This is a genomic window from Pontibacter locisalis (genome assembly GCF_042684605.1).
Classification (GTDB): Bacteria; Bacteroidota; Bacteroidia; order Cytophagales; family Hymenobacteraceae; genus Pontibacter; species Pontibacter locisalis.
The window spans coordinates 17,896-42,490 of sequence record NZ_JBHULU010000005.1 but is presented as its reverse complement, the minus strand read 5'-3'; the positions used below and the strand labels follow the sequence as shown (position 1 = coordinate 42,490).

24 protein-coding genes are annotated in these 24,595 nt (G+C 46.3%); 10 read left to right on the top strand and 14 right to left on the bottom strand.

Annotated features, from left to right (window positions below):
* Positions 1-27 precede the first annotated feature (27 nt).
* Positions 28-1,443, top strand: coding sequence for a thioredoxin-like domain-containing protein (locus ACFSRY_RS04855; protein ID WP_377503643.1), 1,416 nt, complete (start codon positions 28-30; stop codon positions 1,441-1,443).
* An 88-nt stretch (positions 1,444-1,531) separates the two neighbouring features.
* On the opposite strand, the gene ACFSRY_RS04850 is transcribed toward ACFSRY_RS04855, so the two are convergent.
* The gene (locus tag ACFSRY_RS04850; protein ID WP_377503642.1) at positions 1,532-2,086 is read right to left on the bottom strand and encodes a DinB family protein; all 555 of its coding nucleotides are present in this window, start codon (positions 2,084-2,086) and stop codon (positions 1,532-1,534) included.
* 184 nt (positions 2,087-2,270) lie between these two features.
* Here ACFSRY_RS04850 and ACFSRY_RS04845 point away from each other — a divergent pair, with 184 nt between their 5' ends.
* Positions 2,271-2,963 carry a hypothetical protein gene (locus ACFSRY_RS04845; protein WP_377503641.1) on the top strand — a complete coding sequence of 231 codons (693 nt, stop codon included), beginning with the start codon at positions 2,271-2,273 and terminating at the stop codon, positions 2,961-2,963.
* A gap of 12 nt (positions 2,964-2,975) precedes the next feature.
* Here ACFSRY_RS04845 and ACFSRY_RS04840 read toward each other — a convergent pair whose 3' ends face one another.
* The 5 genes from ACFSRY_RS04840 to ACFSRY_RS04820 form a co-directional block, all read right to left on the bottom strand.
* A complete protein-coding gene (locus ACFSRY_RS04840; protein ID WP_377503640.1) occupies positions 2,976-3,527 on the bottom strand; it encodes a Crp/Fnr family transcriptional regulator in 552 nt (183 codons plus the stop codon).
* Positions 3,528-3,530: 3 nt separating this feature from the next.
* Positions 3,531-4,628, bottom strand: coding sequence for an FRG domain-containing protein (locus ACFSRY_RS04835; protein WP_377503639.1), 1,098 nt, complete (start codon positions 4,626-4,628; stop codon positions 3,531-3,533).
* A gap of 75 nt (positions 4,629-4,703) precedes the next feature.
* On the bottom strand, positions 4,704-4,988 hold the full coding sequence (locus tag ACFSRY_RS04830; protein WP_377503638.1) for an acylphosphatase: 285 nt from the start codon (positions 4,986-4,988) through the stop codon (positions 4,704-4,706).
* 71 nt (positions 4,989-5,059) lie between these two features.
* On the bottom strand, positions 5,060-5,983 hold the full coding sequence (locus ACFSRY_RS04825) for a DUF2279 domain-containing protein (RefSeq protein WP_377503637.1): 924 nt from the start codon (positions 5,981-5,983) through the stop codon (positions 5,060-5,062).
* Positions 5,984-6,278: 295 nt separating this feature from the next.
* A complete protein-coding gene (locus ACFSRY_RS04820) occupies positions 6,279-7,430 on the bottom strand; it encodes an App1 family protein (RefSeq protein ID WP_377503636.1) in 1,152 nt (383 codons plus the stop codon).
* A gap of 188 nt (positions 7,431-7,618) precedes the next feature.
* Between ACFSRY_RS04820 and sdaAA the strand changes: the two genes are divergently transcribed.
* The 3 genes from sdaAA (at position 7,619) to ACFSRY_RS04805 (ending at position 10,755) form a co-directional block, all read left to right on the top strand.
* Positions 7,619-8,524: an L-serine ammonia-lyase, iron-sulfur-dependent, subunit alpha gene (gene sdaAA / locus ACFSRY_RS04815; protein ID WP_377503635.1), complete on the top strand. Its 906-nt coding sequence runs from the start codon at positions 7,619-7,621 to the stop codon at positions 8,522-8,524.
* Between the two features lie 163 nt (positions 8,525-8,687).
* A complete protein-coding gene (locus ACFSRY_RS04810; protein WP_377503634.1) occupies positions 8,688-9,413 on the top strand; it encodes a hypothetical protein in 726 nt (241 codons plus the stop codon).
* 166 nt (positions 9,414-9,579) lie between these two features.
* Positions 9,580-10,755 (top strand): DUF4407 domain-containing protein, encoded by a 1,176-nt coding sequence (locus tag ACFSRY_RS04805; RefSeq protein ID WP_377503633.1) that lies wholly within the window; start codon positions 9,580-9,582, stop codon positions 10,753-10,755.
* A gap of 78 nt (positions 10,756-10,833) precedes the next feature.
* Here ACFSRY_RS04805 and ggt read toward each other — a convergent pair whose 3' ends face one another.
* On the bottom strand, positions 10,834-12,528 hold the full coding sequence (ggt, locus tag ACFSRY_RS04800; RefSeq protein WP_377503632.1) for a gamma-glutamyltransferase: 1,695 nt from the start codon (positions 12,526-12,528) through the stop codon (positions 10,834-10,836).
* A 114-nt stretch (positions 12,529-12,642) separates the two neighbouring features.
* On the opposite strand from ggt, the gene ACFSRY_RS04795 reads away from it, so the two are divergent.
* The gene (locus ACFSRY_RS04795) at positions 12,643-13,896 is read left to right on the top strand and encodes a pyridoxal phosphate-dependent aminotransferase (RefSeq protein ID WP_377503631.1); all 1,254 of its coding nucleotides are present in this window, start codon (positions 12,643-12,645) and stop codon (positions 13,894-13,896) included.
* Positions 13,897-13,960: 64 nt separating this feature from the next.
* Here ACFSRY_RS04795 and ACFSRY_RS04790 read toward each other — a convergent pair whose 3' ends face one another.
* The 6 genes from ACFSRY_RS04790 to ACFSRY_RS04765 form a co-directional block, all read right to left on the bottom strand.
* On the bottom strand, positions 13,961-15,334 hold the full coding sequence (locus ACFSRY_RS04790; RefSeq protein ID WP_377503630.1) for a LutB/LldF family L-lactate oxidation iron-sulfur protein: 1,374 nt from the start codon (positions 15,332-15,334) through the stop codon (positions 13,961-13,963).
* 150 nt (positions 15,335-15,484) lie between these two features.
* A complete protein-coding gene (locus ACFSRY_RS04785) occupies positions 15,485-17,134 on the bottom strand; it encodes a M28 family peptidase (protein ID WP_377503629.1) in 1,650 nt (549 codons plus the stop codon).
* A gap of 68 nt (positions 17,135-17,202) precedes the next feature.
* Entirely contained in the window at positions 17,203-17,688 is a 486-nt protein-coding gene (ispF, locus tag ACFSRY_RS04780; RefSeq protein WP_377503628.1) for a 2-C-methyl-D-erythritol 2,4-cyclodiphosphate synthase, read from the bottom strand.
* 209 nt (positions 17,689-17,897) lie between these two features.
* Positions 17,898-18,998, bottom strand: a complete 1,101-nt coding sequence (locus ACFSRY_RS04775; RefSeq protein WP_377503627.1) for an alkene reductase — start codon at positions 18,996-18,998, stop codon at positions 17,898-17,900.
* A 65-nt stretch (positions 18,999-19,063) separates the two neighbouring features.
* Complete coding sequence (locus tag ACFSRY_RS04770; protein ID WP_377503626.1) at positions 19,064-19,513, bottom strand: MarR family winged helix-turn-helix transcriptional regulator; 450 nt, start codon at positions 19,511-19,513, stop codon at positions 19,064-19,066.
* Between the two features lie 170 nt (positions 19,514-19,683).
* Positions 19,684-20,943 (bottom strand): M16 family metallopeptidase, encoded by a 1,260-nt coding sequence (locus ACFSRY_RS04765; RefSeq protein WP_377503625.1) that lies wholly within the window; start codon positions 20,941-20,943, stop codon positions 19,684-19,686.
* Between the two features lie 154 nt (positions 20,944-21,097).
* Here ACFSRY_RS04765 and ACFSRY_RS04760 point away from each other — a divergent pair, with 154 nt between their 5' ends.
* The 4 genes from ACFSRY_RS04760 to ytxJ all read left to right on the top strand — a co-directional run bounded on the left by ACFSRY_RS04760 (position 21,098) and on the right by ytxJ (position 24,084).
* On the top strand, positions 21,098-23,077 hold the full coding sequence (locus ACFSRY_RS04760) for an alpha-ketoacid dehydrogenase subunit alpha/beta (RefSeq protein WP_377503624.1): 1,980 nt from the start codon (positions 21,098-21,100) through the stop codon (positions 23,075-23,077).
* Positions 23,078-23,092: 15 nt separating this feature from the next.
* Entirely contained in the window at positions 23,093-23,329 is a 237-nt protein-coding gene (locus ACFSRY_RS04755) for a hypothetical protein (protein ID WP_377503623.1), read from the top strand.
* 102 nt (positions 23,330-23,431) lie between these two features.
* Positions 23,432-23,731 carry a hypothetical protein gene (locus ACFSRY_RS04750; protein WP_377503622.1) on the top strand — a complete coding sequence of 100 codons (300 nt, stop codon included), beginning with the start codon at positions 23,432-23,434 and terminating at the stop codon, positions 23,729-23,731.
* A gap of 11 nt (positions 23,732-23,742) precedes the next feature.
* Positions 23,743-24,084 (top strand): bacillithiol system redox-active protein YtxJ, encoded by a 342-nt coding sequence (ytxJ, locus tag ACFSRY_RS04745; protein WP_377503621.1) that lies wholly within the window; start codon positions 23,743-23,745, stop codon positions 24,082-24,084.
* A 33-nt stretch (positions 24,085-24,117) separates the two neighbouring features.
* Here the strand turns inward: ytxJ and ACFSRY_RS04740 are convergent, their stop codons facing one another.
* Complete coding sequence (locus tag ACFSRY_RS04740; protein WP_377503620.1) at positions 24,118-24,522, bottom strand: OsmC family protein; 405 nt, start codon at positions 24,520-24,522, stop codon at positions 24,118-24,120.
* Between the last annotated feature and the right edge of the window lie 73 nt (positions 24,523-24,595).

Here is a 24,595-nt window from a genome sequence, read left to right as displayed (position 1 = left end):
AAACAGATCCTCTAAACCACTACCTCTATGTTAACAGGCAAAGTAACCGCACCAGAGATAAATACCGCGCATGGCTGGCTCAATACCGACAGAACCTGGTCTATCAAGGACTTTAAAGGTAAGATCGTGTTGCTGGACTTCTGGACCTTTGGGTGTATTAACTGCCAGCATATTGTACCGGATCTGAAGCGGCTGGAAGAGGAGTTTGCCGACATACTGGTAGTGATTGGCGTACACTCGGCTAAGTTTGATGCCGAGAAACATAGTGAAGCCATAGAGCAGGCCATTCAGAAGTTCGGGATTGAGCACCCGGTGGTAAATGATGCTGATTTCAAGGTGTGGGACCAATATGGGGCAAAGGCCTGGCCGACTATTGTGTTGATAGATCCGAATGGCAAGGTAATCGGCCAGCATGCGGGGGAAGGGGTATATGATACCGTGCGCCCTTACATTCAGAAACTGAAAGTGGAGTATAATGATCAGCTTAACCGTAAGCCTATTCCTTCCCACGTGAAGCCTCCTCCGGATTCTTACCTGTACTTCCCTTCTAAGATCATCTGCGATAACGATAATAACATTTACCTCTCTGACAGCGGCAACAACAGGATTCTGAAAATTACCCAGGAAGGGCAGGTGCTGGAGGTAATCGGAAGCGGCGAACAGGGGTTTTATAACGGAGGCTACGCTGACTCCACTTTTTATGAGCCGCATGGCATGGCCCTGCATGGGGATACGCTTTATGTCGCAGATGCCAAGAACAACGCCATCCGCAAAGTAGACCTGAAGCATAAGATGGTTAGTACTGCTGCCGGAACAGGAGAACTTGGCTACTATTTCATGGACGATATGCTGGACGAGCCTGTGAATCCAAATAGCCCCTGGGATCTGCTTATTTATAATGACAGTATGTTTATTGCAAGTGCCGGAAACCACCAGATTCTGCGCATGGACTTAGGAACCGAAAAAGTATACCGCTTTGCCGGAAACGGCCGCGAAGCCCTAGCCGACGGTAACTTGCGGCAGGCAGCCTTTAACCAACCCAGTGGCCTGGCAAATAACAAGCATGTGCTGTACGTGGCCGACGCCGAGGCGAGTGCTATCCGTACTGTTAACCTTAAAACAGGCATGGTACTTACACCACTTGGCAGGGGCCTGTTCAATTTTGGGGATGTGGATGGTACCGTAGACGATGCCCTGCTACAGCATTGTGTAGGGGTAGAAGTAATTGATACCGATGTATACATCGCCGACACTTACAACGGCAAAATTAAAGTGCTGGACCTGTCGCGGGGGCGGGTGTATACCCTTACCGACGGTCTAAGCGAACCAAATGATGTTCTCTTTATCAACGGAAAGCTGTGGGCAACCAGCACGAACAGCCATCAACTGTTTAAAATAGATATAAGCACCAGCGATCTGCAGGAGGTGGTGGTGAAGCAATAGCTTTACCCACGGTTTCTAACACCGATATAGCGCCGTAGGAAAAGCGTGTGCCAGAGCAGCCACCTGATACAGTGAATTCAAGTCTTAACTAAGCTGCCGCTCGCTTTTCTAATTGTTGCTTTACACGAAGTGCCTGCTGAACGTGGCGAGTTTCATGTACTACTACAAATTCTAATGTCTCCCCGATACGGAGCTTCAGTAGCTTAAAGAATTCTACAGGAACGGCTTTTTTATTCAGGTCAGCACCTTTGGCACTCTGAAGCAGGTTTAACAGCTCCTGCTGGTGCTTCAGGAACTCCTCTACTGTGGCCCGACCCAACTGGCTGTTGTTAGGGTTCATGTGCTTCACCGTTTTATTCTTTTTCAGGTTGTCAGGCCGCACCATGTCCAGTGACTTTTTACCCAGCCAGCTGTGGCTAATGCTTTGCACAAACTTACCGTCTGAGTTTTTGGCAATGGCTTTAGCAATGGCAGGGTTATAGTAACGGCTGTACCGGTTCAGGTGCTCAAGGCACTCCAGTATGCTCCAGCTCTCGGGAGCTGGTTTGAAGTTGAGGAAACCAAGGTCCAGCGAAGCGAATTCAGTGGCTACCGTTTCATATAAGCCTCTGGCTGTTTGCGAAAGTTGCTCTAATGAGTTCATAGTGGTTATAGTTTTATTATGTACAATACAAAGGTATGGCTCGTAACACTCCGGAACCTTGATTGAAATCAATATTTAAACAGTTTAAAGCTTTGTATAAGCAGTCCCTGAAAATAATTTTTTTTCTTCTATAATTCATATCTATAAAAATGCATAAATTGTTCTGTTTTCATACTCTAAAGACATGATGAAGTCAATCAAGAAAATTTGTTTATCAGCTGCCTTGATATGTGCAGCAGTAGTAAGTGCATCTGCTCAGTTTGTTGCACTAAATGACCATATGGGGCAGCCTGTTCGAACGAAAGAGTATACAGACGTAAAAGGTTCTCCTTACCTGTATGAAACCTGGATGAAAGGCGCGGTTACGGTGGCCAAAGGTACCAGGTATGAGGGAGTGGAACTCATGTATGATCAGGTGTCTGATGAGCTTGTTTTCAAAAGTGAAAAAGGTGAAGCAAAGATCTTTGTTGATCCTGTAAAGGAGTTTTCCTTTAAGATTGAGAAGGATGGTGAACTAGTAAAAGAACAGGTATTCCGAAACGGTTTCGCTCCGATTGATGGCGCGAAGCCTTATACCTTTTACGAGGTTCTTGTTGACGGCCAAACAAAGCTTCTGAAAAGAACCTCCAAAAGCATTTTTGAAGAGGCAACGTATAGCTCTGCTACTAAAGTAAAAAGCTTCCAAAGCAGCAACTACTACTATCTGGTGCAAGATAACAAGCTGGTAAAGGTCAAAAGCGACAAGAAGTCTATCCTGAATGCCTTAAGCGATAAAGGAACAGAACTGGAGGCTTTTATCAAATCAAACAGACTGGATCTGAAGAAAGATGCTGACCTTGCGAGGCTTGTAGCTTATTATAACTCTATTAAAGCTTAACTGACCAGGCGCTTACTTTAAACGGCTAAGGGTTTCCGGTGACATGCGCAGGTAAGAGGCGATATACTTTTTGGGAATGTGCTGGAACAGGTGCGGACTACGCTGCATGACACGTTGCAGGCGCTGCTCTGGTTCCGGCAGTAGCAGGTCTACCTCCCGCTCTATTTTCCCTACCAGTGCCTTTTCCAGTTGTTCGTACCAGAAACGCTGAATATTCGGTCGCTCTTCCATTAACTTTACGAAGTCTGACTTGCTGATACCCAGCAGGTCAGACTTTTTTAGTGCCTGTATATAATAGGCCGAAGGCTTTGCATCTACAAAAGAGGGGAAGGAAACAACCAGCGTGTTAGGATAGGCGAAGCCAACACAAATCTCCTCGTCGGGAAGCGGGTAGTAAATGCGTAACGCACCGCTGGTGACAAAGTATAAGCCCTGCTCTACCTGCCCCTGCTGTATCAGGAAGTCATACCTGTTGAGCTGCACCCGCTTCTTCCACAGCACTTCAAAAGCAGCTATATCGTCTGGGGTAAGGTAAGGGACTTGTTGAAGGAGGGTGCGGAGCATGAATTATTTGTTCCTTAGAAAGTTCAGTAAGTCGTTTACTTGGTTTAAATGTTTTACAATATCATTATTTTTGACTTTGATAGGAGTGTGTACAAGTATATTTCTAAACTTCCTTATATTATCTATTTCTCTAAAAAGATCAGAAGGGATAACATAATTAACCTCCAGAATCTTTATTGACTCCCTAAGAGGTAAATATCTTTTTGAGAAGTTTAAGGCTATGTTATTAATATAGTCTTCTAATTGAGACCATGCTTTTAAAAAATCTCCTAATTCCCCAGACTTAAGCTCTTTATCAGCTAAGTCTTTAATTTGGCTACATAAATCTTGAATAATATCATTATCAGGATACAAAGATTCCTTCGGAATGTTACTGAATCCTGTTCCCCAAAAGCTTGTAGTATTAGGAATTTTAAATTTTATTATTAGCCTATTATGAAAGTCAAGCTCAGTTTTTGTTTCATAACCAGTTGTCACATCGTCTGTTCCAACTAAATAACCTTCTTGAAAATGAGGTCTTAATGCTCTTGGTGGACAAATGCTTAACAATCTTACATTAACTAAATCATGTTCTGAATTTATTGATATGCGATTGGTTATATATGGTAGCCCAAAAACAAAAATGTATGCATGATCAGCTACATTGTCATTTGTTGCAAACGAGCAAGCTACTCTTAAAGAGTGAGTAAAGTCCAAGAGAGGAGTAGCACAGACTTCATAGTGCTGAAGGATACTCCATTGGATATATTTTCTTCTCTTTAGATCCTTATAACCATCAATTCTTTGCTCTTCAAATAGTTTGACAAGTTGTCTACTAGCACCTTCTAGTATATCGAACCTATTGATTAGCTCTTTGTGGGAAACATAATCACCTCGATATATGGAAGGGTAAAACGTTGAATTCCCAGCTTTATTTACATAATCATTTGCCTGGCCCCTAAAGAATAGCATATGATCCTTATTTACATAAGATAATTTTGCTATGTGCTCAACAAGTTCTCTGAAAGTATCTACATTAACTGGTGTAGAAGATTTGATTTTTTTGACGTCAGGGATTTGGTTATGAAGTTCTTCGGTAAGCTCAGGAGTTATACTTCTCATTAGTAAAATTGATGTATTTGTAAATATACATATTTCCCTTTGTAGAGGTATAAGCTATTTAGCTTTCTTCTCCTCTTACCTCCTCTGCTCAAACCTCTCAGACCCTTTCAGTTCTTCCTTCTGCTCCACTTCTACTTTCTCTACCCGTGCGGCTTTTGGACCTTTATGCGCCCACTGTTCCAGCTTTTCCAGAGCCTCGGCATCTCCTTCGGCCTCCATGTATACAGTTCCGTCATCCTCATTCTGTACAAAGCCGGTTAAGCCAAGTTCTTCGGCTTTCTCTTGTGTGCTGGCTCTAAAGAATACACCGTGCACTTTACCATGCACGCGTATGGCGATTCGTTTGGTGTTGTTGCTCATAGTTTGGGAGTAGCGTTTTTCTTTTTGAACGGGCAAAAAGTAGAGTGGTTAAAACAGAGAGAAGTGTTTTATCAGTAGTATAGCCAGTGCCCCTTTACCTGTCCTTTAGAATTTACCTCCAGTGCAGGGAAAGGTAGTTTTATAAAAAACATCCCTTTGAAGATGGTGTTCAGGAGTTTACTGTCAGTCTTTATTCTGGTCCAGTCGATATCCAGGGAAAGCAGGTACTGCCGGTATCGTTCTGTTTCGGGCAGATAGGTACCCCGGTAGTATGTTCTGTTCTTAAACTCTCCAAACATACCGTTGGCGCTGTAGCCTACGGCTATGTTAGCCCAATCCGGCAGAGTATTTCTCAAAGCAAATTTATTGATGGGTGCACTGACCCAGTAAGTGTGGGCATTATAGTCCAGGAACAGGCTTTCCAAGTGGCTGTCGCCGAGGTAACCGTTTGCCTGCTTATAGTAAGGCGAGGGGGAGAAACTAAACTTATACTTGGCTACCTGCTCATCAAACAGCAGCTCCTGCCCGATTACAAAGGCTGAGCCAGCCGCATTGGCCACCATGTCGGGTACCGAAAAGCCCCAGCCTTCGTAGAGCCCGTCGTATACTTCGATGGGTGTTTGGAGTATCAGTCCCAACGTGCCGCCATATAAAAGTGCCTTGCCTTTGGGCACCCCTGCACTTCGCAGGAGTTTATACCCGATGTAGCTCTCCACATAAGCTCCAAAGGCATGTCCGAACTTATCTACCTGTTGGTAGCCCTTGGTATCGTTGTAGAAGTGAAAAGGCACCCGCTCATGATCTTTGTACCAGATGAACTGAAGGTAAGACATGCCAGCCAGGTAAAAAGCAGCTTCTGATACCACAATAGGATACAGCTTCTTATGATTTATACTACTGCTGTCGGAGGCCGTACTGTCTGCAGCCTGGGAAAAACCAGAAAAGGCCCTGAACAGGAGTAAAAGTAAAAAGGGCAGCGTTTTATTGAGAGCCATTGATGCAGCAGTGATAGCAGTACAGGGCTCAAATATAACGCTTTAGATAATTATTTTTCTTCTTTCTGTTGCTGCTCTACCTGGTGTAGTTGCTCCAGGCTTATCCGGCCAAGTCAAAGGCATGTTTGGCAGCACGGGCAGAACTCTCCACAAGCAGCATCTCCTGCACCTCCAGCTCGATCATGGTCTGGTATAGTTTTTCCTTGATGTCCAAGAGAGTTATCCGTTGTTCCTTTGATAAAAACATTGAACTGCTCCTGTTGTTGGCAGGAAATGCTTTGTTCAGCAGGCGTTATTACTCCTCATCCTTTTGCTCGTCTGCTTCGCAGGCCTGCTTTACGTCTTCCAACTGACCATCATTTACCCAACCCATTTTGGCGGCATGCTTGGCTGCGGAGTAAGTCTCCTCTACCAGTTCCATTTCCACACCCTTTTTCCGTAGCTGCTGGGCTATTTCCCGTACCTCCTTGTCACGCTTGTCCGGTGAAACATCACGGATATAGATGCCCAGAATGCGGCCGGGATACTCATCTACAATGTGCTGGTATACTTCCGGGTCGTGCTGTCCGCTGTCGCCGATACAGATAAATTTGAGATCGGGATAGGTGTCGAGGATATGACGTATTTTCTCACGCTTGTATTCTTCCTCGCTGGTTTCAAATTCGCCTCTGTCTAACCTGGTGCCTTTGTCCCGGAGCAGCAGGGGGCCTTCAGGGATGTCGTGTGAGCGGAAGAAGTTAACCAGCAGGTCGTAGAGGTTCCACTCGCTGCCCGACACGAAAAAAAGTGGATTATGCCCTTTGCCGTCGTGGCCTTTGCCCAGTGCCCGGAGAAAACCTGCGATACCCGGAAAAGGACTACGTTCCGTAGCATTTTTCATCAGCATCAGTTTAAGGCGGCCAAGAAAATGAGTTACCTTGGATATCAGCACCGTGTCATCAATGTCAGAGATAATACCAAATTCCGCATCCTTGCCTGGAACGAAGATATAGGCTTCCGCTTCCATCCTGTCTTTGTCTGTCTTTCGTTCCAGTAGCTGGAGTTTTATCTTATTACCACTGGTACTGTAATCGATGGGTTTATCTGATCTGAATTCCACATCAAAAAATCCTTCCTCATCTGTTTCCACCTCGATCTCCTGACCTGCAAAGCTTGCTTTGACTTTTATATGTGGTATTTCATCTGTCTCATACCGCTTATAAGTATCCTTGAGGTGGTCCAGTACACTATCATCCTCTTCCGGAACCTTTACCTTTTCGTCCTCCAGTACCCTGCCTTTCAGGTACACATAGGTGTCGTTGCCGAAGCCATAGAAAGGCATTATGTTGATTGGCTCCAGTAGGTGCAGTTTATCCTTTACATTAAACTTAGCCATAGAAAGACTATGCTCAACCTGTCTGGTGGCATTTAACAATTTATCTTTAAGCTCCCTGTTTATACTTGCCATAGTTTTTGAGTTTCTCTATTGAACGTGCATCAGCAACAGGGGTTAGACGGAAGTATAGTTAAGCTAAATAGAACATTTCCTGCGCCTGAATATGTTATCTTAGGGTGATTGTAGTTGTATAGAGAAATTGTAACTATATTGGCCGCCCTGCCGATTTTCAGGTGGGGTTTAAGCGAGGAGAAAGAAGTATGTCATTATTATTCACTGATTTTAAGAGTTGGGGAAAGCATTGTGCCGAAACAGGCGAGCCGCTTTACCAGCCTGTACTGGAATACGAAATAGAACAGAAAGGCCGCAGCGAAGAGTACATCTGGGAAAACATCGCCAAAGCTTTTGAAGTGATGAAGGATGCTGTGCAGACGGGACTTACAGAAGATATGACGTCACGCTCGGGCATGGTAAACAACAGCGCCAAGAAAGTGGCTAAATCGCCGGTAACAGTTTTATCCCCGGAGTTCCAGATGCTGGTATCCCGGGCCTTGGGTGCCAAGGAAGTAAATTCGTGCATGGGGCGTGTAGTAGCGGCTCCTACGGCGGGGGCTTCAGGTATTTTGCCTGGTACGCTTACCACGTTGCAGGAACTTCATGGGCTTGATGACAGGAAAATAGCAGAAGGCTTGCTGGTGGCAGCCGGAATAGCTTTGATTATTGAGCAGAATGCGTCTCTGGCTGGTGCCGTGGGTGGTTGCCAGGCAGAAACTGGTAGTGCCGCTGCCATGGCCGCAGGTGCTATTGTATATTGCCTTGGCGGAGATGTGCAGCAGGTGTTCAATGCCGTGGCCATCACCATTCAGTGTATGCTGGGCCTGGTTTGTGACCCGGTGGCAGGCCTGGTGGAGGTGCCGTGTATTGTTCGGAATGCCAGCGCGGCTGCTATTGCTTACTCTTCGGCGCAGCTGGCGATTGCCGGCGTAGACCCTGTTATACCTGTAGACCAGTGCGTGGCTGCTTTAGGTGAGGTAGGTGAAAGCATGGAGCGCAAGTACAAAGAAACCGCTGAAGGGGGCTTGGCGAACACACCAAGAGCCCGAGAAATAGAGAATTTCGTGCTGGTACAGGATGTGGAAATTCTGCCGGATGAAGATTCAGAATAGTGCTGGGATAGAATACTCAGATGATTAGAATTGGAAAGGTAGGAAGCGGATACGCTTTCTACCTTTTTTTATAGCATCTTCATCATCTTCTGGCATTATATATGCTAATGCTATACTTAAATTCGCTATATTGTATAACTAGTTCATTGTTAGTTAATAATCTATGAAAAAATATCTATTGTTAGCCTCATTGGCGGGAGCGCTGGTGATGCCTTCCTGCTCTGTGCCTCCTATGGCCGTAGAATCATCTTTTAAGGAGCAGGCTGAAGAACTTCCTGTTGCTGGCAGAAAGGTGCTGAAGCCCAACGGAGACTTTATGATCGGTGATTATAAAGTGGCAAATGTGCATCGGGGCTGGAGGCGAGATGGTGGTTTCAACATACTGGGCTACGACAATGTAAAATCGGCGCAAAAGTATGAGTTCAGCCTGCAGGACCCGCAAACCGGCGGGGAATGGTATGTGTTCGGCGCGAGTAACCTGCACGAAAAGAATCTGAAATCGAACAACGGCATTACCATACAGGTTGGCCCGAATAAGGAGTACTACGCCAGTCATTTCACATCTCCTGAAAGCGGGCAATGGCATCTTGTTACAGTTGATCCGGGAAACTACCTGACTCGCAAAAAATTTGAGGGGGAGGTTACCAATGGTATCACCAGGTATAAAGTGGCACCAGTCTACAAGTTCGAGGGCAAATCTATTCCTCCGGGCGATATTCTAGGGTATGAGTTTAAGGATGGCGAAGAAGTAATTGGCGCGGTACAGGTGGTAAATAATGGTAAGGTCTGGATGAGGCCTGATCTGCCGCAAGACACACGTATGGTGTTGGCAAGTGCAGCTGCATCGCTGTTGCTTTATGATAAGCTGAAGGACACTAGTGTGGATTGAACTAAAGCAGGTGGTGCCACGTTGCCGGATTTAAAGGTAAGTTCGTCACATCTAAGGACTTATTCGTCACATTTATGCGGATAAAAGTACATAAGTCAGTAAGTTGTGCGTTATACTTTTATTATAGCACTTGAGCCAGTTTTAATCCGTACAGGTAAATTATTAAATGAAAAAATTCTTTTGGTGGTGCGCTGGGGCCGACGACACTATTCTTGAAAAATGTTCCAAATCTGAACACGTAAAGTATGCCGGTATAGGTGCTACGGTGCTGTTCACGGGCTTACTGGCAAGTATCTCCGGTGCTTATGCGCTTCATACAGTATTTGATACCTTACCAGTGGCCATTGCCTTTGGCCTGCTTTGGGGTGCAGTTATCTTTAACCTGGACAGGTTTATAGTATCCACGTTGCGCAAAGAGGGTAAGTTCTGGAAGGAGCTGTTGCAGGTAACACCACGTATTTTGCTTGCACTTGTACTGGCAGTGGTTATTTCAAAGCCGCTTGAGCTAAAGATATTCGATAAAGAGATTCAGGCCATACTAAAGGAGAAGCAGGCAGAGCTGGCCATCCAACACAAAGCGCTGGTAGGGAAACAGTTTGCCGAGGTAGATTCTGTTAAGTCAGAGATTGCCGCTATTCGCCAGGAAGTAGATGCTAAGCTGCAGGAGCGTAATAAACTCTATGATATTGTGGCCGCAGAGGCCGACGGTACCGGTGGTACCGGGAAAATAGGAAAAGGGCCTATTTACGATGAGAAAAAGCGACAATACGATAAAGTAGACGAGGAGCTGAAGCTGTTGCAGGCAGATGCGCAGGCGCGTATTTTGCTAAAAGAACAGCGTATTGCTGATTTGATGAAGCAGTATGATGAAACTGTTGCTGAAGGGCAGGAGAGTTTCTCTAACTACGATGGTTTAATGGCCCGCATCAATGCCCTGGATGAGCTACCATGGCTTCCGGTATTCTTTATTACGCTGTTGTTCATATGTTTAGAAACTGCACCGATCTTTACAAAGCTGATTTCCAATAAAGGCCCTTATGACGATATCTTGAAAGGTGTTGAGCATGAGCGTACCACGCAGGAAATGCAGCGTGTGGCAGAGCGCCAGAAGCAGTATGATACAAGACAAATGGTTGCCGAAGCTAAGTTCTCCTCCCGCACCGACTATGAAATTGATGCGAAGCGTGAAGAAGAGCGAATCAAGTCTGATGCACACCTGGAGGTAGTGAGAGAATCTGCCGCCGTTTGGAAAGAGCGTAAGCTTAAAGATATCAGTCGTAGCCCGGATACTGCCGCCGACATCCTGAATGACGGTGAGGAGAACGGGTACTACAAGTGGTAAGACTAAAATCGTTCATATATAACAAAACCGCCTGTGTCGTTTGTGACACAGGCGGTTTTGTTTTTAGGTGGATGTAGGTTAATAGCCGGCAGCCTGTCCATCTTTTCTTGCCTCCGAAGCGCCATAGTATACTTTATGCTCCGGATCATACTTGATGGCTTGGTAGCCACCATACCCGCCAAGGTCATATCCTACTTTATGCCCCATCTGCAGTAGCTTCTGAATAGTTTCATAAGGGAAGCCGGTTTCGAGGTACACCATACCTCCACTTGTCATAACCTCCCCTGTTGGCTCCGAAGATCCATCATGCTGGATACGTGGGGCATCGCCTGCCTCCTGCACATTCATGCCGAAGTCAATCATATTGATGAGCACCTGCGCATGGCCCTGGGGCTGCATAGCGCCTCCCATCACGCCAAAGCTTAACCAGGGTTTACCATCCTTCGTCACGAAACCTGGTATGATAGTATGGAAAGGTCGCTTGTGCGGAGCATAAGTGTTGAAGTGGCCCTCTTCCAGCATAAACATCTCACCTCTGTCCTGGAGTATAAAGCCCAGACCATCTGGTGTCATGCCAGAGCCCATGCCACGATAGTTGCTTTGGATCAGCGATACCATGTTTCCATCTTTATCTGCTACGGTCATGTAAATGGTATCTCCCTGCTTCAGCTTACCAGCATCGTAGCGGCTGGCGGCCCGGTTCTCATTGATGAGCTTGCGACGCTCGGCTGCATACTCTTTAGAAATCAGCTGTTCCACGGGAATCTTATTAAAAGCCGGGTCAGCATAATATTTGGCGCGGTCCTCAAAAGCCAGCTTCTTCGCCTCCACAAACAGGTGAATGTATTCCGGACTTTCATGGCCCATGCTCTTGAGGTCGTATGGCTCCAGTATGTTCAGGATCTGCAGGGCAGCAATGCCTTGCCCGTTAGGAGGTAGCTCCCATACATCATAGCCCCTGTAATTGGTGCTTACTGGCTCCACCCATTCTGAGGTGTGGTCAGCTAAATCTTTATAAGACAGAAAACCACCCTGGCGCTTCATGTATGCATCTATGGTGCGTGCGATGTCTCCTTTGTAAAAGGCATCGCGGCCACCTTTCGCAATTTTCTCCAGCGTGTTTGCCAGGTAAGGATTCTTAAATATCTGCCCCTTCTCCGGCGCTTTTCCGTCAGGCATATAAGTCTCCTTGAAACCCGGATACTTGCTCAAGGCAGGAACGCTGCGCTGCATGTAGTAAGCAATTACCTCTGACACGGGAAAGCCTTCGCGGGCATACTGTATAGTTGGTGCCAGTATTTTTTTCATCGGCAGCTTTCCGAACTTCTTGTGCATCTCGAACCAGGCATCCACGGTGCCAGGTACTGAGACCGGTAAGGGACCATGTGCCGGAATGTGCGTGATGCCCTGCTTCTTAAAGTAATCCAGTGTGAGAGAATAGGGTGAACGACCACTGCCGTTCAGGCCGTACAGCTTCTGAGACTTGGCATCCCAGATAATAGCAAACAGGTCCCCGCCTATGCCATTGCCTGTCGGCTCTACCAGCCCCAGCATGGCATTTGCTGCAATGGCAGCATCTACTGCTGTGCCACCTTGTTTTAAAACATCCAAAGCCACCTGCGTTGCCAGTGGCTGGCTGGTAGCTGCCATGCCGTTTTGTGCGATCACCTCAGACCGTGTGGCAAAATTGTAGCCGGTAATTCGGTCCTGGGCGTGAAGCAGTAAAGGAGCTAAAAAAGGAAGTATGCTCAGTACGAGCTTTTTATTTATCATTTAAGGTAAAGTAAAGTTTCCCTTAAATTCACTATTTATCCTAATAAATTCAAGCGTACGGGGTATTAGTTCTGGCAAATCTTTATCTTGTACTGAACAAAAAGCCCTATGCCCATGACTGTTTCTAAAATGGCGCAAAACCTGATCGGCTCAGAAATCATCAAAGTAGCCGGAGAGGTAAATGCAATGATCGCGAAAGGTGAACCTATCTGTAACCTTACCATTGGAGATTTTAACCCTAGCATTTATCCTATTCCGGAAGAGCTGCGAAAGGGTATAACCAAAGCCTACGAACAGGGGCACACAAATTATCCTCCTGCAAACGGAGTGGCGGTACTGCGAAAGGCAGTGGTTGATTTCACTAAGGAGCGCCTGGGGTTAACGTATCCCGAGAATGATATACTGGTGGCTGGTGGTTCGCGCCCATTGATCTATGCAACCTACATGGCGCTGATAGATCCGGGAGATAGAGTTGTATACCCAACTCCATCCTGGAACAATAACCACTACTGCCATTTATCTGGGGCAACTCCTGTGGAGGTAAAGACGCGGCCGGAGAATAATTTTATGCCGACTGCAGAAGATATAAAGCCACACTTAAAGGGGGCTACTATGTTGGCTCTTTGCTCTCCGCTTAACCCCACCGGTACTATGTTCTCTAAAAAAGACCTGGAGGAGATATGTGACCTGGTGCTGGAAGAGAATCAAAATCGTGCAGACGGAGAGAAACCACTCTACGTGCTTTATGACCAGATTTACTGGATGCTGACTTTTGGTGCTGCCGAACATTACGATCCGGTAAGCCTGCGCCCGGAAATCCGTGACTATACCATCTACATTGATGGTACCTCTAAGTGCTTTGCCGCTACAGGCGTGCGGGTAGGCTATGCCTTTGGACCAGCTGTAGTGATGGATAAAATGAAGTCTATTCTTGGCCACATTGGTGCCTGGGCGCCTAAGGCAGAACAGATGGCGATGGCTGAGTTTTTGCAGCACCCCAATGAGGTGGATAGCTTCATGAATACCTTCAAGCCTAAGATACAGGACAGCCTGGAGGTGCTTTACAAGGGATTCCAGGAGCTGAAATCGGAAGGCTTTGCTGTGGATGCCATAGAGCCAATGGGAGCTATTTATCTTTCTGTTAAAATTGATTTAGCAGGAAAGACTACACCAGGTGGAGCGGTACTGCAGACCAGTCAGGACATAACGTTTTATGTGTTGCAGCAAGCTAAACTTGCCGTGGTCCCTTTTTCTGCCTTCGGTTCCAGCCGCGACCTTAACTGGTTCAGATTATCAGTTGGGGGTGCATCTCTGGATGAAATAAAAGCTTCTTTGGGAAGGTTAAAAGAGGCACTTAAAAAATTATAGTAAGAAACGTTGCCCTTGCCTAAAAAGAAAAGGCCCGCATCTTCTAAATGCGGGCCTTTTCTTTTTAGGATCTCTGTTCCTTCCAGAGCTGGTTAAATGACTTTTTAGGAACATGCAACGGTTTGCGGCGTTTGCTCCAGGTATCTTTTAGTACCTGTTTCAGTACAAAGTTCTTAATGCCAGAAGGAGCCATGTTTAGCAATTTGCGGTTCTTCATGGCTTTTAGCCAGAACTTGAAAGCTGTTTTCTCCGTGCCATCTGCTAATCCCTGGTCCACGCTCTGCTTGCGGTTTAGCAGCAGCAGGTTGTGGATGTTGATCTTTACAGGGCACACAGAGGTGCAGGCGCCACAAAGGGAACTGGCAAAACTCAGGTGCTTGTTCTCGGCCATTCCATTGTAGTGTGGCGTTATCACAGAACCAATCGGGCCACTATAGGTGCTCTCGTAAGTGTGGCCACCAATATTTTTATAAACCGGGCAAACATTCAGGCAGGCACCACAACGGATGCAGTTCAATGCTTCACGTTTTTCAGGCAGAGCCAGTAGCTCTGTACGGCCATTATCCAGCAGTACCACATACATCTCCTCCGGTCCGTCCTGCTCCCTTGGCTGGCGTGGTCCGGTCATGATGGTATTATATACTGTCACGTTCTGCCCGGTACCGCTGGTGCTCAGCAGTGGCCAGAACAGGTCCAGATCCATTACTGACGGGATCATCTTCTCAATACCAACAATGGCAATATGCGTTTTAGGGAAAGTGGTAGAGAGGCGGGCGTTTCCCTCATTTTCTGTTACAGCTACGCCGCCAATATCGGCAATCAGAAAGTTACCTCCTGTTATACCCACCTCCGCAGAAGTGTATTTGTCGCGCAGCAGTTTACGGGCTATCCCTACAAGTTCTTCCGCGTTATCTGTAGGAGCTATGCCTAACTTGCGCACAAACAGTTCTGCAATGTCTTTTTTGGACATGTGCATGGCCGGTGTTACAATGTGATATGGGCGCTGCTCTGCCAGCTGTACAATATATTCGCCAAGGTCTGTCTCAACCGTTTCTATGCCATTCTTCTCCAAGTAATCGTTCAGATGAATTTCCTCCGTAATCATCGACTTGGATTTCACCACAGAACGTGCGCGCTTGCGCTTCATGATCTCCCCGATTTCCTTCAAGGCCTCCTGCGCATCGCGTGCCCAGATTACCTTACCGCCACGGGCAGTAAAGTTAGTCTCGAACTCCATCAGGTACTTATCCAGGTTATTGATGGTCTGGGTTTTTATATAAGAGCCGCGTTCACGGGCCAGTTCATGATCGGAATATTGGGTGAGGCCACGTTGAACAGCGGCGTTGTACTTGCCGATGTTGAACTTGATGGTAGCGCGGTGGCCCTGGTCAAATGCTTTGGTTTCTGCGTCAAGCAGAAACTGTTTCAGTTTACTCATACTGTTCTCCCTTACGGTTTTTCAGTGCAAAGGCTGCATCAGGAGGTGCAACAAAAAGAAAAACACCCTTAAAGTTAGGGTGTTTTTCTGAAAGCTGCTAAAGCTCAATGTTTTTATACCTGTAACGGGTGTTATGTCCGTTGTAGTATACTATTTTTTGTTGCTGTCCACTACAATTCTATTATCACGGTTCGCGAGCTCCCATGTCACGTGGAACGCCAATCTTGCAACTTTCTCGGCACTATCGAAAAGAATTTTATCTACCTCATCAGATGGCTGGTGATAATCATCGTGCACACCATTAAAATAAAATACAATTGGAATGCCGTGCTTGGCGAAGTTGTAATGGTCGGAGCGGTAGTAGAAGCGATTCGGGTCATTCTCATCGTTATAGGTATAATCCAGCTTCAGGTTTACGTACTTCTGGTTTACTTCTTCGTTTATCTGGTGCAATTCAGAAGAAAGTTTGTCGGCGCCGATCACATAAATATAGTTGCTGTCGTTTGTTTTCTCATGATCTTTGTCCATGCGGCCGATCATGTCGATGTTTACGTTAGCAACCGTGTTCTCCAACGGGAATATCGGGTTCTCTGAGTAATACTCAGAACCCAACAGGCCTTTCTCTTCTGCTGTTACTGTCATGAACAATATACTGCGGCGTGGGCCAAAGCCCTCTTTCTTTGCCTGGGCAAAAGCCTCTGCCAGCTCTATTACTGCTACAGTGCCTGAGCCGTCGTCGTTTGCACCGTTGTAGATCTGGTCGCCCTGGCGGGTGGTGTCCACACCAACATGGTCGTAATGTGCAGTAACTACAATCACCTCATCCTTTTTATCAGATCCCTCTACAAAGCCCAATACGTTCTCTGTTGGAAGCGGCTCTGATTTGCGTTCTGTTTTGATCTTCACATCTTTAGCAGTCGTGAAGTTCATTGCCACTGGTTTGCCTGTTTTAGCTACTTGGTTACCGTAATCTAATAATTTGTCGGTTGTAGTGCCAAGCAGAGCAGCACCGGCTATAGGAGAAATAAAAACAGATGCTGCAGTTGGCTGGCTTTTATTGCTCTTTAACCCCAGAGAAGGGCGTGAAGCATAGGCCTTGTAACGCTGCGTAAGGCTGTTGAACTCGCCCTGATTTGTTCCTGTAACAATAAGTACTGCTTTTGCGCCGCGCTTGGTAGCTGCATTGCGCTTCTGGCGGTAATCATTTCCCCAGTCAGATGCCTTTTGGGTGCCACTGATCAGGAAGTTGCCTTGCGCGTCTTTTGGCTCTCCGGCCAATACTACCACAGTTTTTCCTGTTACATCTATGTTATTGTAATCAGAATATTTATCAGAGTCAATTCCGTAGCCGGCGAAAACAATATCTGCAGCCTGCTCTGTCTGGAACGGTGAACTGCTGCCCAGAATGAAGAAGTCCTGCATCATCAGGTACTTCTCTGATCCAACAGTCATGTATCCGTCTCCCCACTGGCTTTTCTCCAGGTCAAATGTTTGGTAGTAGGGATTGGTGGTGTTTGTTTTTACCGGACCCATCAATCCATCTTCACGGAACTCACGGGCAATATACTCGGCAGCCATCTTCTGGCCTTTCTCCCCTGTATTACGTCCTTCGTACTCGTCTGAGGCCAGGATATTGAGGTGCTTGGAAAGGTCAGCGGCTGTTACAGTTGCTGCATATTTGGGTGCAGCTTCGCGAAGTTTGGCAGCATCGGTTATCGGGCCTTTGCTAGCCGATGGTGTTTGTGAACAGCCGAACCCAAGGGCGGCAAGTAACAAATACCCATAGACGTGGTGTCTCATAGTCAAAAGTAAGGTGTGTTTAAAGTATAGATTTAGTTTAGTTAAATGCGGTTCTAAAACGGCTATTCTTACTGTTTTAAGATAAGAACGGTTGCGAAAGCGGCTACTCCCTCTTTTTTGCCTACAAAGCCAAGGTGTTCTGTAGTAGTTGCTTTAATAGAAATATCACTTTCAGGAATTCCCATTACCTCTGCCAGGCATGTTTTCATAGCAGGTATGTGTGGGTTAACCTTTGGCTCCTGTAAACAGACAGTGGTGTCGATGTTACCGACCTCATAACCATCGAGCGCCAGCAGGTGAATGACCTCCTTTAGAAGGATTTTGCTGTCAATGCCCTTGTACTTCGGATCTTTATCTGAGAAGTGAAAACCAATGTCACGCATGTTGGCTGCCCCGAGTAGTGCATCACAAATCACATGGATCAGGACATCGGCATCTGAGTGACCCAGAGCACCATGTGTATGGGGTATTTTGATGCCACCGAGCCAGAAATTCAGGCCTTCCTGAAGCTGGTGCACATCATACCCAAAGCCAGTTCTTATTTTCAGTTTCATGTAAAAAGCTATAGAATGAGCCCCTGTTTGTGCCAAGAGGGGATGTATAAAAGGTAAATCTAATCTAAAATTACGATTGTGTGTTATTTAAACCCTCCTTTTTTAATGTTCAGCCTTCGATGTAGTGCAGCAACATATGGAAAACAAAAGCCGGCTACCCAAAGGTAGCCGGCTTCAAAAATAGTTATATATGAAAAAGCGCCTTTGGCTTAGGCCTCCACTTCCGCCAGGGAAGGGTAATCGATATAGCCTTTGGCACCAGGAGTGTAAAAAGTATCTTTATCGGGCTGTTGCAGTTCAGCATTCTGCTCAAAGCGCTCAGGCAGGTCAGGGTTTGCTATAAAAGGTATCCCGAACGCCACCATGTCAGCATCGCCTTCCTCAATTACTTTGTTGCCCTTTTCCTGTGTGAAGCCTGCATTAATGATCAGGTTACCCTTGTACAGCGGGCGGTAACGCTTAGCAATGTTTGCCTCTGCATGTGGCACGTCGCTTACGTCATTAAATGGCTCAGACAGATGCAGGTAAGCCAGGTTGTAATCATTAAGCTTCTTTATAATGTAATCGAAGGTTGGAATTGTGTCTTCGTTAAGAGTCATTCCGAAAATGCCGTTCAGGCTAGGGTTCAGGCGAACACCAACTTTCTCTTCCGGCACAACTTCTTTGATCGCATCAATTATCTCAAACAGAATGCGGGCACGGTTCTCTATCGATCCGCCATACGCATCGGTACGGGTATTTGAGGTAGAGGCGAAGAACTGATGCAACAGGTAACCATTGGAAGCATGTATCTCTACACCATCAAAATCAGCTTCTATTGCATTTTTAGCTGCTTTTTTAAAGTCCTGAACGATCTGCTTTATCTCCGGAATGGTAAGTGCACGTGGTGTAACAGTATCTTTGAAACCTTGTGGCGTAAACGATTTATCATTAGGATTAATAGCAGATGGTGCTACCGGTAGTTCGCCGTTGTGGAAATCAGGGTGTGACATGCGGCCTACGTGCCACAACTGCAGGAATATTTTGCCACCCTCTTCATGTACAGCCTCGGTAACTTTCTTCCAACCCTCTACCTGCTCATCAGAATAAATGCCGGGAGTATTAACATATCCGACAGCCTGCTGTGATATCTGAGAGCCTTCTGTAATGATAAGTCCTGCACTGGCACGCTGGCGGTAGTATGTAGCCATCATATCAGTTGGCACATTCCCCTCATTGTCTGCACGGCTGCGTGTCATGGGGGCCATTATTACTCTATTTTCTAATTTTAAGTCGTGTAGTTTTATCTGTTTTAAAAGTGCTTGTGTCATTTTAAGTATTTATTTATAGGTTTGTACATTACTTGTATATACAAGCTTTGCTGCAAAAAAAATCGTTATCCTCTAAGCTTGTCAAGCAGGTCGCTTACCAAAACAGCCTCTTCCTTGGAAAGGTTATGAAAGCGGGCAAAAAGTTCTGGAGATTTCTCATCTACCTGCTTTAACTTCTGCATTCCTTTTTCAGTGATGCGCACTTCAATCATGCGTCGGTTCGAACTGCAGATATCACGCGTAGCATATCCCTTCTCGATGAGCTTATCAATCAGACGCGTGACATTGGAGTTGCGATCCACCATTCGATTTTGGATATCGCCGAAACAAACAGGCTTCGGGTGTTGCCCCCGCAGTATGCTCAGAACGTTGTGCTGCTGCAGCGTTAGACCCAGCTCCTTGAAGAACGGCAACAACTGCTGGTTTACCCAGTTGTTTGTGAACAACAGGTTTGCCAACAGACGACGGTAGTCATCCTTAAACTCCTGTTGATGTATCTCGTCTTCTATGCGCATCTGTTCCTGCTAAAGGGGTGCAAATATAAACACGTTGTTTGTATATACAAATGTTAAGGAGTAAAGGTTCAGGAAATTAATTACAGTAGGTGCGGTGGTAGGTAATCTGACTATTGTCTGTAGAAGAAAAAGCGACTCCATGGCCGCTTTTTCTTCTACAGATTCTAACTCTATGCCTCTACAGGCGCTTCTTTCTTCTCCGCTTTGTAGAGTAATGTGCTGCAGTTGTTTGGATCAAGCACTTGCCTTGCACAGCGTTGGATATCGGCTGGCGTTACAGCCTGTATCTTCTCGCCTTCGGTATTTACAAAGTTAGCATCGCCCAGCAACTTGCCATAGGCCAGGTTCATTGCGCGGTTCAGCAACTCAATTTCAGAAAATACAAGTGACGTCTCGGCCTGATTCTTTACTTTGTTTAGCTCCTGCTCCTCTACCAGGTTATCTATCAGTTCCTGATTTACAGCCTCGATGGCAGCATTTGCCTCCTGTAGGTCTACCCCTTCGTTCAGCTTTCCTTGTATAATAAGTAGTCCCGGTTCGATGGAACCAGATACAGAGGCTCCTATGGAGTTGAATAACTTCTGCTCTTTTACAAGTTTATCGTAAAGCCTGCTCGACTTGCCACGGCCCAATATATCGCTGATCAGATCGACGGCGTAATAGTCATCTTCCGTTCTGGCAGGCATGTGATAGGCTTTGTAGATAGCACTTAGTGGCACATCGGCACTTGTTTCCAGCACACGAGGCTCCGTCTGCTTTGGCTCCTTTGGCGTTTTGCGCTCATATTTCTCACCGGCAGGTATAGGCCCAAACCACTTTTCTGTCAGCTCCTTTGCGTGGTCAAATGTTACATTACCGGCAACTACCAGTATGGCGTTGGTTGGGGAGTAGTGCTTCTTAAAGAAAGCTTTCACATCATCCATCGTGGCATCCTCTATATGAGAGATCTCTTTACCGATGGTGGCCCACTTGTAAGGGTGCTCCTTGTAAGCCAGGGGGCGGAGCTTCAGCCATACATCTCCGTAAGGCTGGTTCAGGTAATTTTGTTTAAACTCCTCCACTACTACCTTGCGCTGTACCTCCAGGCCATTTTCGTTAAACAGCAATTCCAGCATCCTGTCTGACTCCAGCCAGAAACCTGTCTCGATATTCTGAGCAGGCACGGAGAGGTAGTAGTTGGTGATATCCGGGCTGGTAAAGGCATTGTTCTCACCTCCAACACGCTGTAGCGGCTCGTCGTAGCTGTGTATGTTAATGGAGCCGCTGAACATCAGGTGCTCGAACAGGTGCGCAAATCCGGTGTGCGCCTCATCCTCATCTCGTGATCCTACATCATAAAGCACGTTAAGTACTGCCATTGGGGAAGTATGATCTTCGTGCACAATTACCCGTAGGCCATTGTCGAGGGTAAATTCTTTGAACTTTATCATATTTTATATCTTAGATTGCTATATTGTCAAGTTGCTTCTAACAATAAGCCCTCTGGCTTTTCAATAAGAACAAATGTATAAATTAGCTGCGTATTTTCAGGGCTACGCTTAATACATTAACTTGCCCAACTATAACGAGGTTTTCCTTTTTACGATGAATTATAACCGCAAAGATTATACTGACGATCAACTTTTAGCTTTATACAAAGCCATTCTTAAACCACGAATGATAGAGGAGCGCATGCTGGTGCTCCTGCGACAAGGTAAAGTAAGCAAGTGGTTCTCTGGTATTGGTCAGGAAGCTATTTCTGTCGGCTCAGCCGAAGCGCTGGACTCGGATGAATACCTTCTTCCACTGCACCGTAACCTGGGCGTGTTTACCAGCCGCCAGGTACCTTTGGACAGGCTGTTCGCACAGTTCCAGGGTAAGACTACGGGGTTTACAAAGGGGCGTGACCGTTCTTTTCACTTCGGTACAAATGAGCATCATATTGTTGGCATGATATCGCACCTGGGGCCTCAGCTAGCTGTGGCCGATGGTATAGCACTGGCTGACCTGCTGGAGAAAAAGGAAAAAGTTACACTGGTATTCAGTGGAGATGGTGGTGCAAGCGAAGGAGACTTTCATGAGGCCCTGAACGTGGCGGCTGTATGGGGGCTGCCGGTAATTTTCATGATTGAGAATAACGGATACGGTTTATCTACTCCGAGTAACGAGCAGTTCAGGTTCAGGCACTTTATAGATAAGGGCCCTGCCTATGGAATAGATGCCCTGCAGGTTGATGGTAACAATATCCTGGAGGTTTATGATACTGTTCGGCAGGCGGCCATAAGCATCCGTAAAAATCCGCGGCCAATGCTTATAGAAGCAATTACCTTCAGGATGCGTGGGCATGAAGAAGCCAGTGGGACAAAATATGTGCCGCAGGAGCTGTTCGAGAAATGGGCTAAAAAAGACCCCGTGGAAAACTTCGAGAAATACCTGCTGGATGAGCTGGTATTGACGCAGAAAACCATGGAAAGCATAAAGGAGCAGATAAAAGCTGAGATTGAGAATGGTCTGCAGAAGGCCTTCGACACGCCAATGCCGGAAGTTAACCGGGAGGAAGAGCTGCAGGATATGTACAAGCCTTTCAACCAGGAGGTGATCAGGCCAGCAGCAGACACTAAAACGGAGAAACGCTTTGTGGATGCCATTTCAGATGGTCTTCGCCAGAGCATGGAGCGTTATCCGGAGCTGGTGCTGATGGGGCAGGACATTGCCGAGTATGGTGGCGTTTTCAAAGTGACAGAGGGCTTTGTTGATAAGTTTGGCAAAAGCCGTGTTCGGAATACCCCACTGTGCGAATCAGCTATACTTGGTATAGGGCTGGGCATGTCGGTGCGTGGACAAAAGAGTATGGTGGAGATGCAGTTCGCAGACTTTGTGAGCGCAGGCTTTAGCCAGATTGTGAATAACCTGGCTAAGAGCCACTACCGCTGGGGACAAAATGCGGATGTAGTGGTGCGTATGCCAACGGGTGCCGGAGCCGCGGCTGGCCCTTTCCACTCTCAGAGTAACGAAGCGTGGTTCTTCCATACGCCAGGCCTTAAGATCGTTTATCCTTCTTCGCCTTATGATGCCAAAGGACTTTTAAATGCCGCAATTGAAGATCCTAATCCTGTCATGTATTTCGAGCATAAGATGCTTTATCGCTCCATTACGCAAGAAATTCCGGATGATTATTACACGATAGAAATAGGCAAAGCCAGAACAGTGGCAGAGGGAACAGACCTGACCATCATTACGTATGGCATGGGAGTGCATTGGGCAAAGCAGTTACAGCAGGAGCTGAAAGATGCAAGCCTGGAAATACTGGACCTGCGTTCGCTGCTGCCTTGGGACAAAGACGCTGTGCGTGCGGCTGTAGAGAAAACAGGCCGGGTGCTAATCCTTCACGAAGACACTATGACTGGTGGCATAGGTGGAGAAATAGCTGCCTGGATAAGTGAACATTGCTTTGAATTACTGGATGCGCCTGTGGCGCGCGTAGCCAGCTTAGATACCGCCGTGCCTTTTGCTCCGCCACTGGAGCAGGAGTTTCTGCCAAAGCAGCGCCTGCGCGAGAAAGTAGAGTTAATGCTGTCTTATTGATAAAAAGCCGTAAACATGAATGGCAACTTAAAGTTTAGACGATACTTTTTGCTGTTGCCACTAATGTGGCTAATTATTAACCTTGTCAGCGGCTGCCAGCGTAAAGGTGTTCTTCGTTGTCCGGAAACCGGAGGCAAAGGAAGTTCTGTTGAGGTAAAAGCTCCTAATGGCCAATCGGTGCAGGCAACAAGTGTGGCGTATGATAAAAAAGGACGGGTAAGGAAGAAGAGTCGCCTGAAATTCTGGCAGTAGAACCAGCTTTCTTAAAAACAGTATAACTAAACAGAAAGGTGCGAATATCTGATGTTATACCTGTTTTTACATAAGGTGCGGAAACGAGTTAGGCTTGTTGTTATGCTGTTGCTAACAGCGTCTTCGCCTGCTCTTGCCCAAATCACCTACGAGTCTAAGGTGCACCATAAGCATTTGCGCAAGCAGTTCTTAAAGCAGGCTGAAAACACTGTTACACAGTACAAAGACACACATTTAGATGTAAGCTCTTACAATTTTAAGAAAGGTGAGCCAGGGCGTACAAGGGTAAAAAGTGAGAAATACCAGTACGGCGAAGGCACCGCACCTGAAAAGAAGAAACGCTTCTTTTTCTGGAAAAAGAAAGAGAAGAAGCAACAGAAAAAATCCAGTAAAAGATACTAACCCAATAATATATGAATTGGCATCCACTAACCAGCACAGAGCAGTTAGATGAAGTTTTGGAGGAATCTAAAAATACTCCGATAGTTATTTTTAAGCATAGCACGGCTTGTTCTATTAGCTCAACCGCTAAAAGCCGGCTAGAAAGGCAGTGGCAAGGCGCAGGGCTGGATCATGTAAAACCTTATTACCTGGATCTGCTGAGCTACAGACCTGTTTCAAATGAGGTAGCGGAGGCGTTGCATGTTACGCATCAATCCCCACAGCTATTGTTAGTGCAGGATGGCGTTTGCACCTACGATGCATCGCATTTGGGCATTAGTGTAGATGCTTTGAAGAAAACAATAGCGGCATAGTAGCCTTGTGCTGCCATGCCGCCAGAAAGATACTTAATATACAAAATTAATCGTTTGCTTTACATCCGGGTGCAGACTTAGGGCTACCGGGCAGGTACGGGCGGCATTTTCAAGCATTGCCTTTTCCTTTTCGGAATAGTTTTTAGCCGGCATTTTAAAATTGAGCACTATTTCAGCAATACGGCGTGGCTCTGAAGCCATGATCTTAACTGTCTCGATCTCCGTGCCCTCAATATCAATGTTGCTGCGGTTTGCCACAATCCCCATGATCGTCATCATGCAGCTGCCCAGAGCAGCGCATACAAGGTCGGTGGGAGAAAAGGCTTCACCTTTCCCGTTGTTATCAACAGGGGCATCTGTAATGATAGTATTGTTGGAGGCTACGTGTACAGCAGAAGTGCGTAAGTTGCCTTTATATGAGCTTTTAACTGTTATCATAGGGTGCAAACTATAGTTTTGAATACAGCGTAAATTTAGTTACTTTTAGTTACAACTATAAAAAAATAACAGG

What these genes read in the sequence shown, in the direction of transcription:
- ACFSRY_RS04855 (WP_377503643.1), top strand. Translation starts at nt 28, where the DNA reads ATGTTAACAGGCAAAGTAACCGCACCAGAGATAAATACCGCGCATGGC.
- ACFSRY_RS04850 (WP_377503642.1), bottom strand. Translation starts at nt 2,086, where the DNA reads ATGAACTCATTAGAGCAACTTTCGCAAACAGCCAGAGGCTTATATGAA.
- ACFSRY_RS04845 (WP_377503641.1), top strand. Translation starts at nt 2,271, where the DNA reads ATGATGAAGTCAATCAAGAAAATTTGTTTATCAGCTGCCTTGATATGT.
- ACFSRY_RS04840 (WP_377503640.1), bottom strand. Translation starts at nt 3,527, where the DNA reads ATGCTCCGCACCCTCCTTCAACAAGTCCCTTACCTTACCCCAGACGAT.
- ACFSRY_RS04835 (WP_377503639.1), bottom strand. Translation starts at nt 4,628, where the DNA reads ATGAGAAGTATAACTCCTGAGCTTACCGAAGAACTTCATAACCAAATC.
- ACFSRY_RS04830 (WP_377503638.1), bottom strand. Translation starts at nt 4,988, where the DNA reads ATGAGCAACAACACCAAACGAATCGCCATACGCGTGCATGGTAAAGTG.
- ACFSRY_RS04825 (WP_377503637.1), bottom strand. Translation starts at nt 5,983, where the DNA reads ATGGCTCTCAATAAAACGCTGCCCTTTTTACTTTTACTCCTGTTCAGG.
- ACFSRY_RS04820 (WP_377503636.1), bottom strand. Translation starts at nt 7,430, where the DNA reads ATGGCAAGTATAAACAGGGAGCTTAAAGATAAATTGTTAAATGCCACC.
- sdaAA (WP_377503635.1), top strand. Translation starts at nt 7,619, where the DNA reads ATGTCATTATTATTCACTGATTTTAAGAGTTGGGGAAAGCATTGTGCC.
- ACFSRY_RS04810 (WP_377503634.1), top strand. Translation starts at nt 8,688, where the DNA reads ATGAAAAAATATCTATTGTTAGCCTCATTGGCGGGAGCGCTGGTGATG.
- ACFSRY_RS04805 (WP_377503633.1), top strand. Translation starts at nt 9,580, where the DNA reads ATGAAAAAATTCTTTTGGTGGTGCGCTGGGGCCGACGACACTATTCTT.
- ggt (WP_377503632.1), bottom strand. Translation starts at nt 12,528, where the DNA reads ATGATAAATAAAAAGCTCGTACTGAGCATACTTCCTTTTTTAGCTCCT.
- ACFSRY_RS04795 (WP_377503631.1), top strand. Translation starts at nt 12,643, where the DNA reads ATGACTGTTTCTAAAATGGCGCAAAACCTGATCGGCTCAGAAATCATC.
- ACFSRY_RS04790 (WP_377503630.1), bottom strand. Translation starts at nt 15,334, where the DNA reads ATGAGTAAACTGAAACAGTTTCTGCTTGACGCAGAAACCAAAGCATTT.
- ACFSRY_RS04785 (WP_377503629.1), bottom strand. Translation starts at nt 17,134, where the DNA reads ATGAGACACCACGTCTATGGGTATTTGTTACTTGCCGCCCTTGGGTTC.
- ispF (WP_377503628.1), bottom strand. Translation starts at nt 17,688, where the DNA reads ATGAAACTGAAAATAAGAACTGGCTTTGGGTATGATGTGCACCAGCTT.
- ACFSRY_RS04775 (WP_377503627.1), bottom strand. Translation starts at nt 18,998, where the DNA reads ATGACACAAGCACTTTTAAAACAGATAAAACTACACGACTTAAAATTA.
- ACFSRY_RS04770 (WP_377503626.1), bottom strand. Translation starts at nt 19,513, where the DNA reads ATGCGCATAGAAGACGAGATACATCAACAGGAGTTTAAGGATGACTAC.
- ACFSRY_RS04765 (WP_377503625.1), bottom strand. Translation starts at nt 20,943, where the DNA reads ATGATAAAGTTCAAAGAATTTACCCTCGACAATGGCCTACGGGTAATT.
- ACFSRY_RS04760 (WP_377503624.1), top strand. Translation starts at nt 21,098, where the DNA reads ATGAATTATAACCGCAAAGATTATACTGACGATCAACTTTTAGCTTTA.
- ACFSRY_RS04755 (WP_377503623.1), top strand. Translation starts at nt 23,093, where the DNA reads ATGAATGGCAACTTAAAGTTTAGACGATACTTTTTGCTGTTGCCACTA.
- ACFSRY_RS04750 (WP_377503622.1), top strand. Translation starts at nt 23,432, where the DNA reads ATGCTGTTGCTAACAGCGTCTTCGCCTGCTCTTGCCCAAATCACCTAC.
- ytxJ (WP_377503621.1), top strand. Translation starts at nt 23,743, where the DNA reads ATGAATTGGCATCCACTAACCAGCACAGAGCAGTTAGATGAAGTTTTG.
- ACFSRY_RS04740 (WP_377503620.1), bottom strand. Translation starts at nt 24,522, where the DNA reads ATGATAACAGTTAAAAGCTCATATAAAGGCAACTTACGCACTTCTGCT.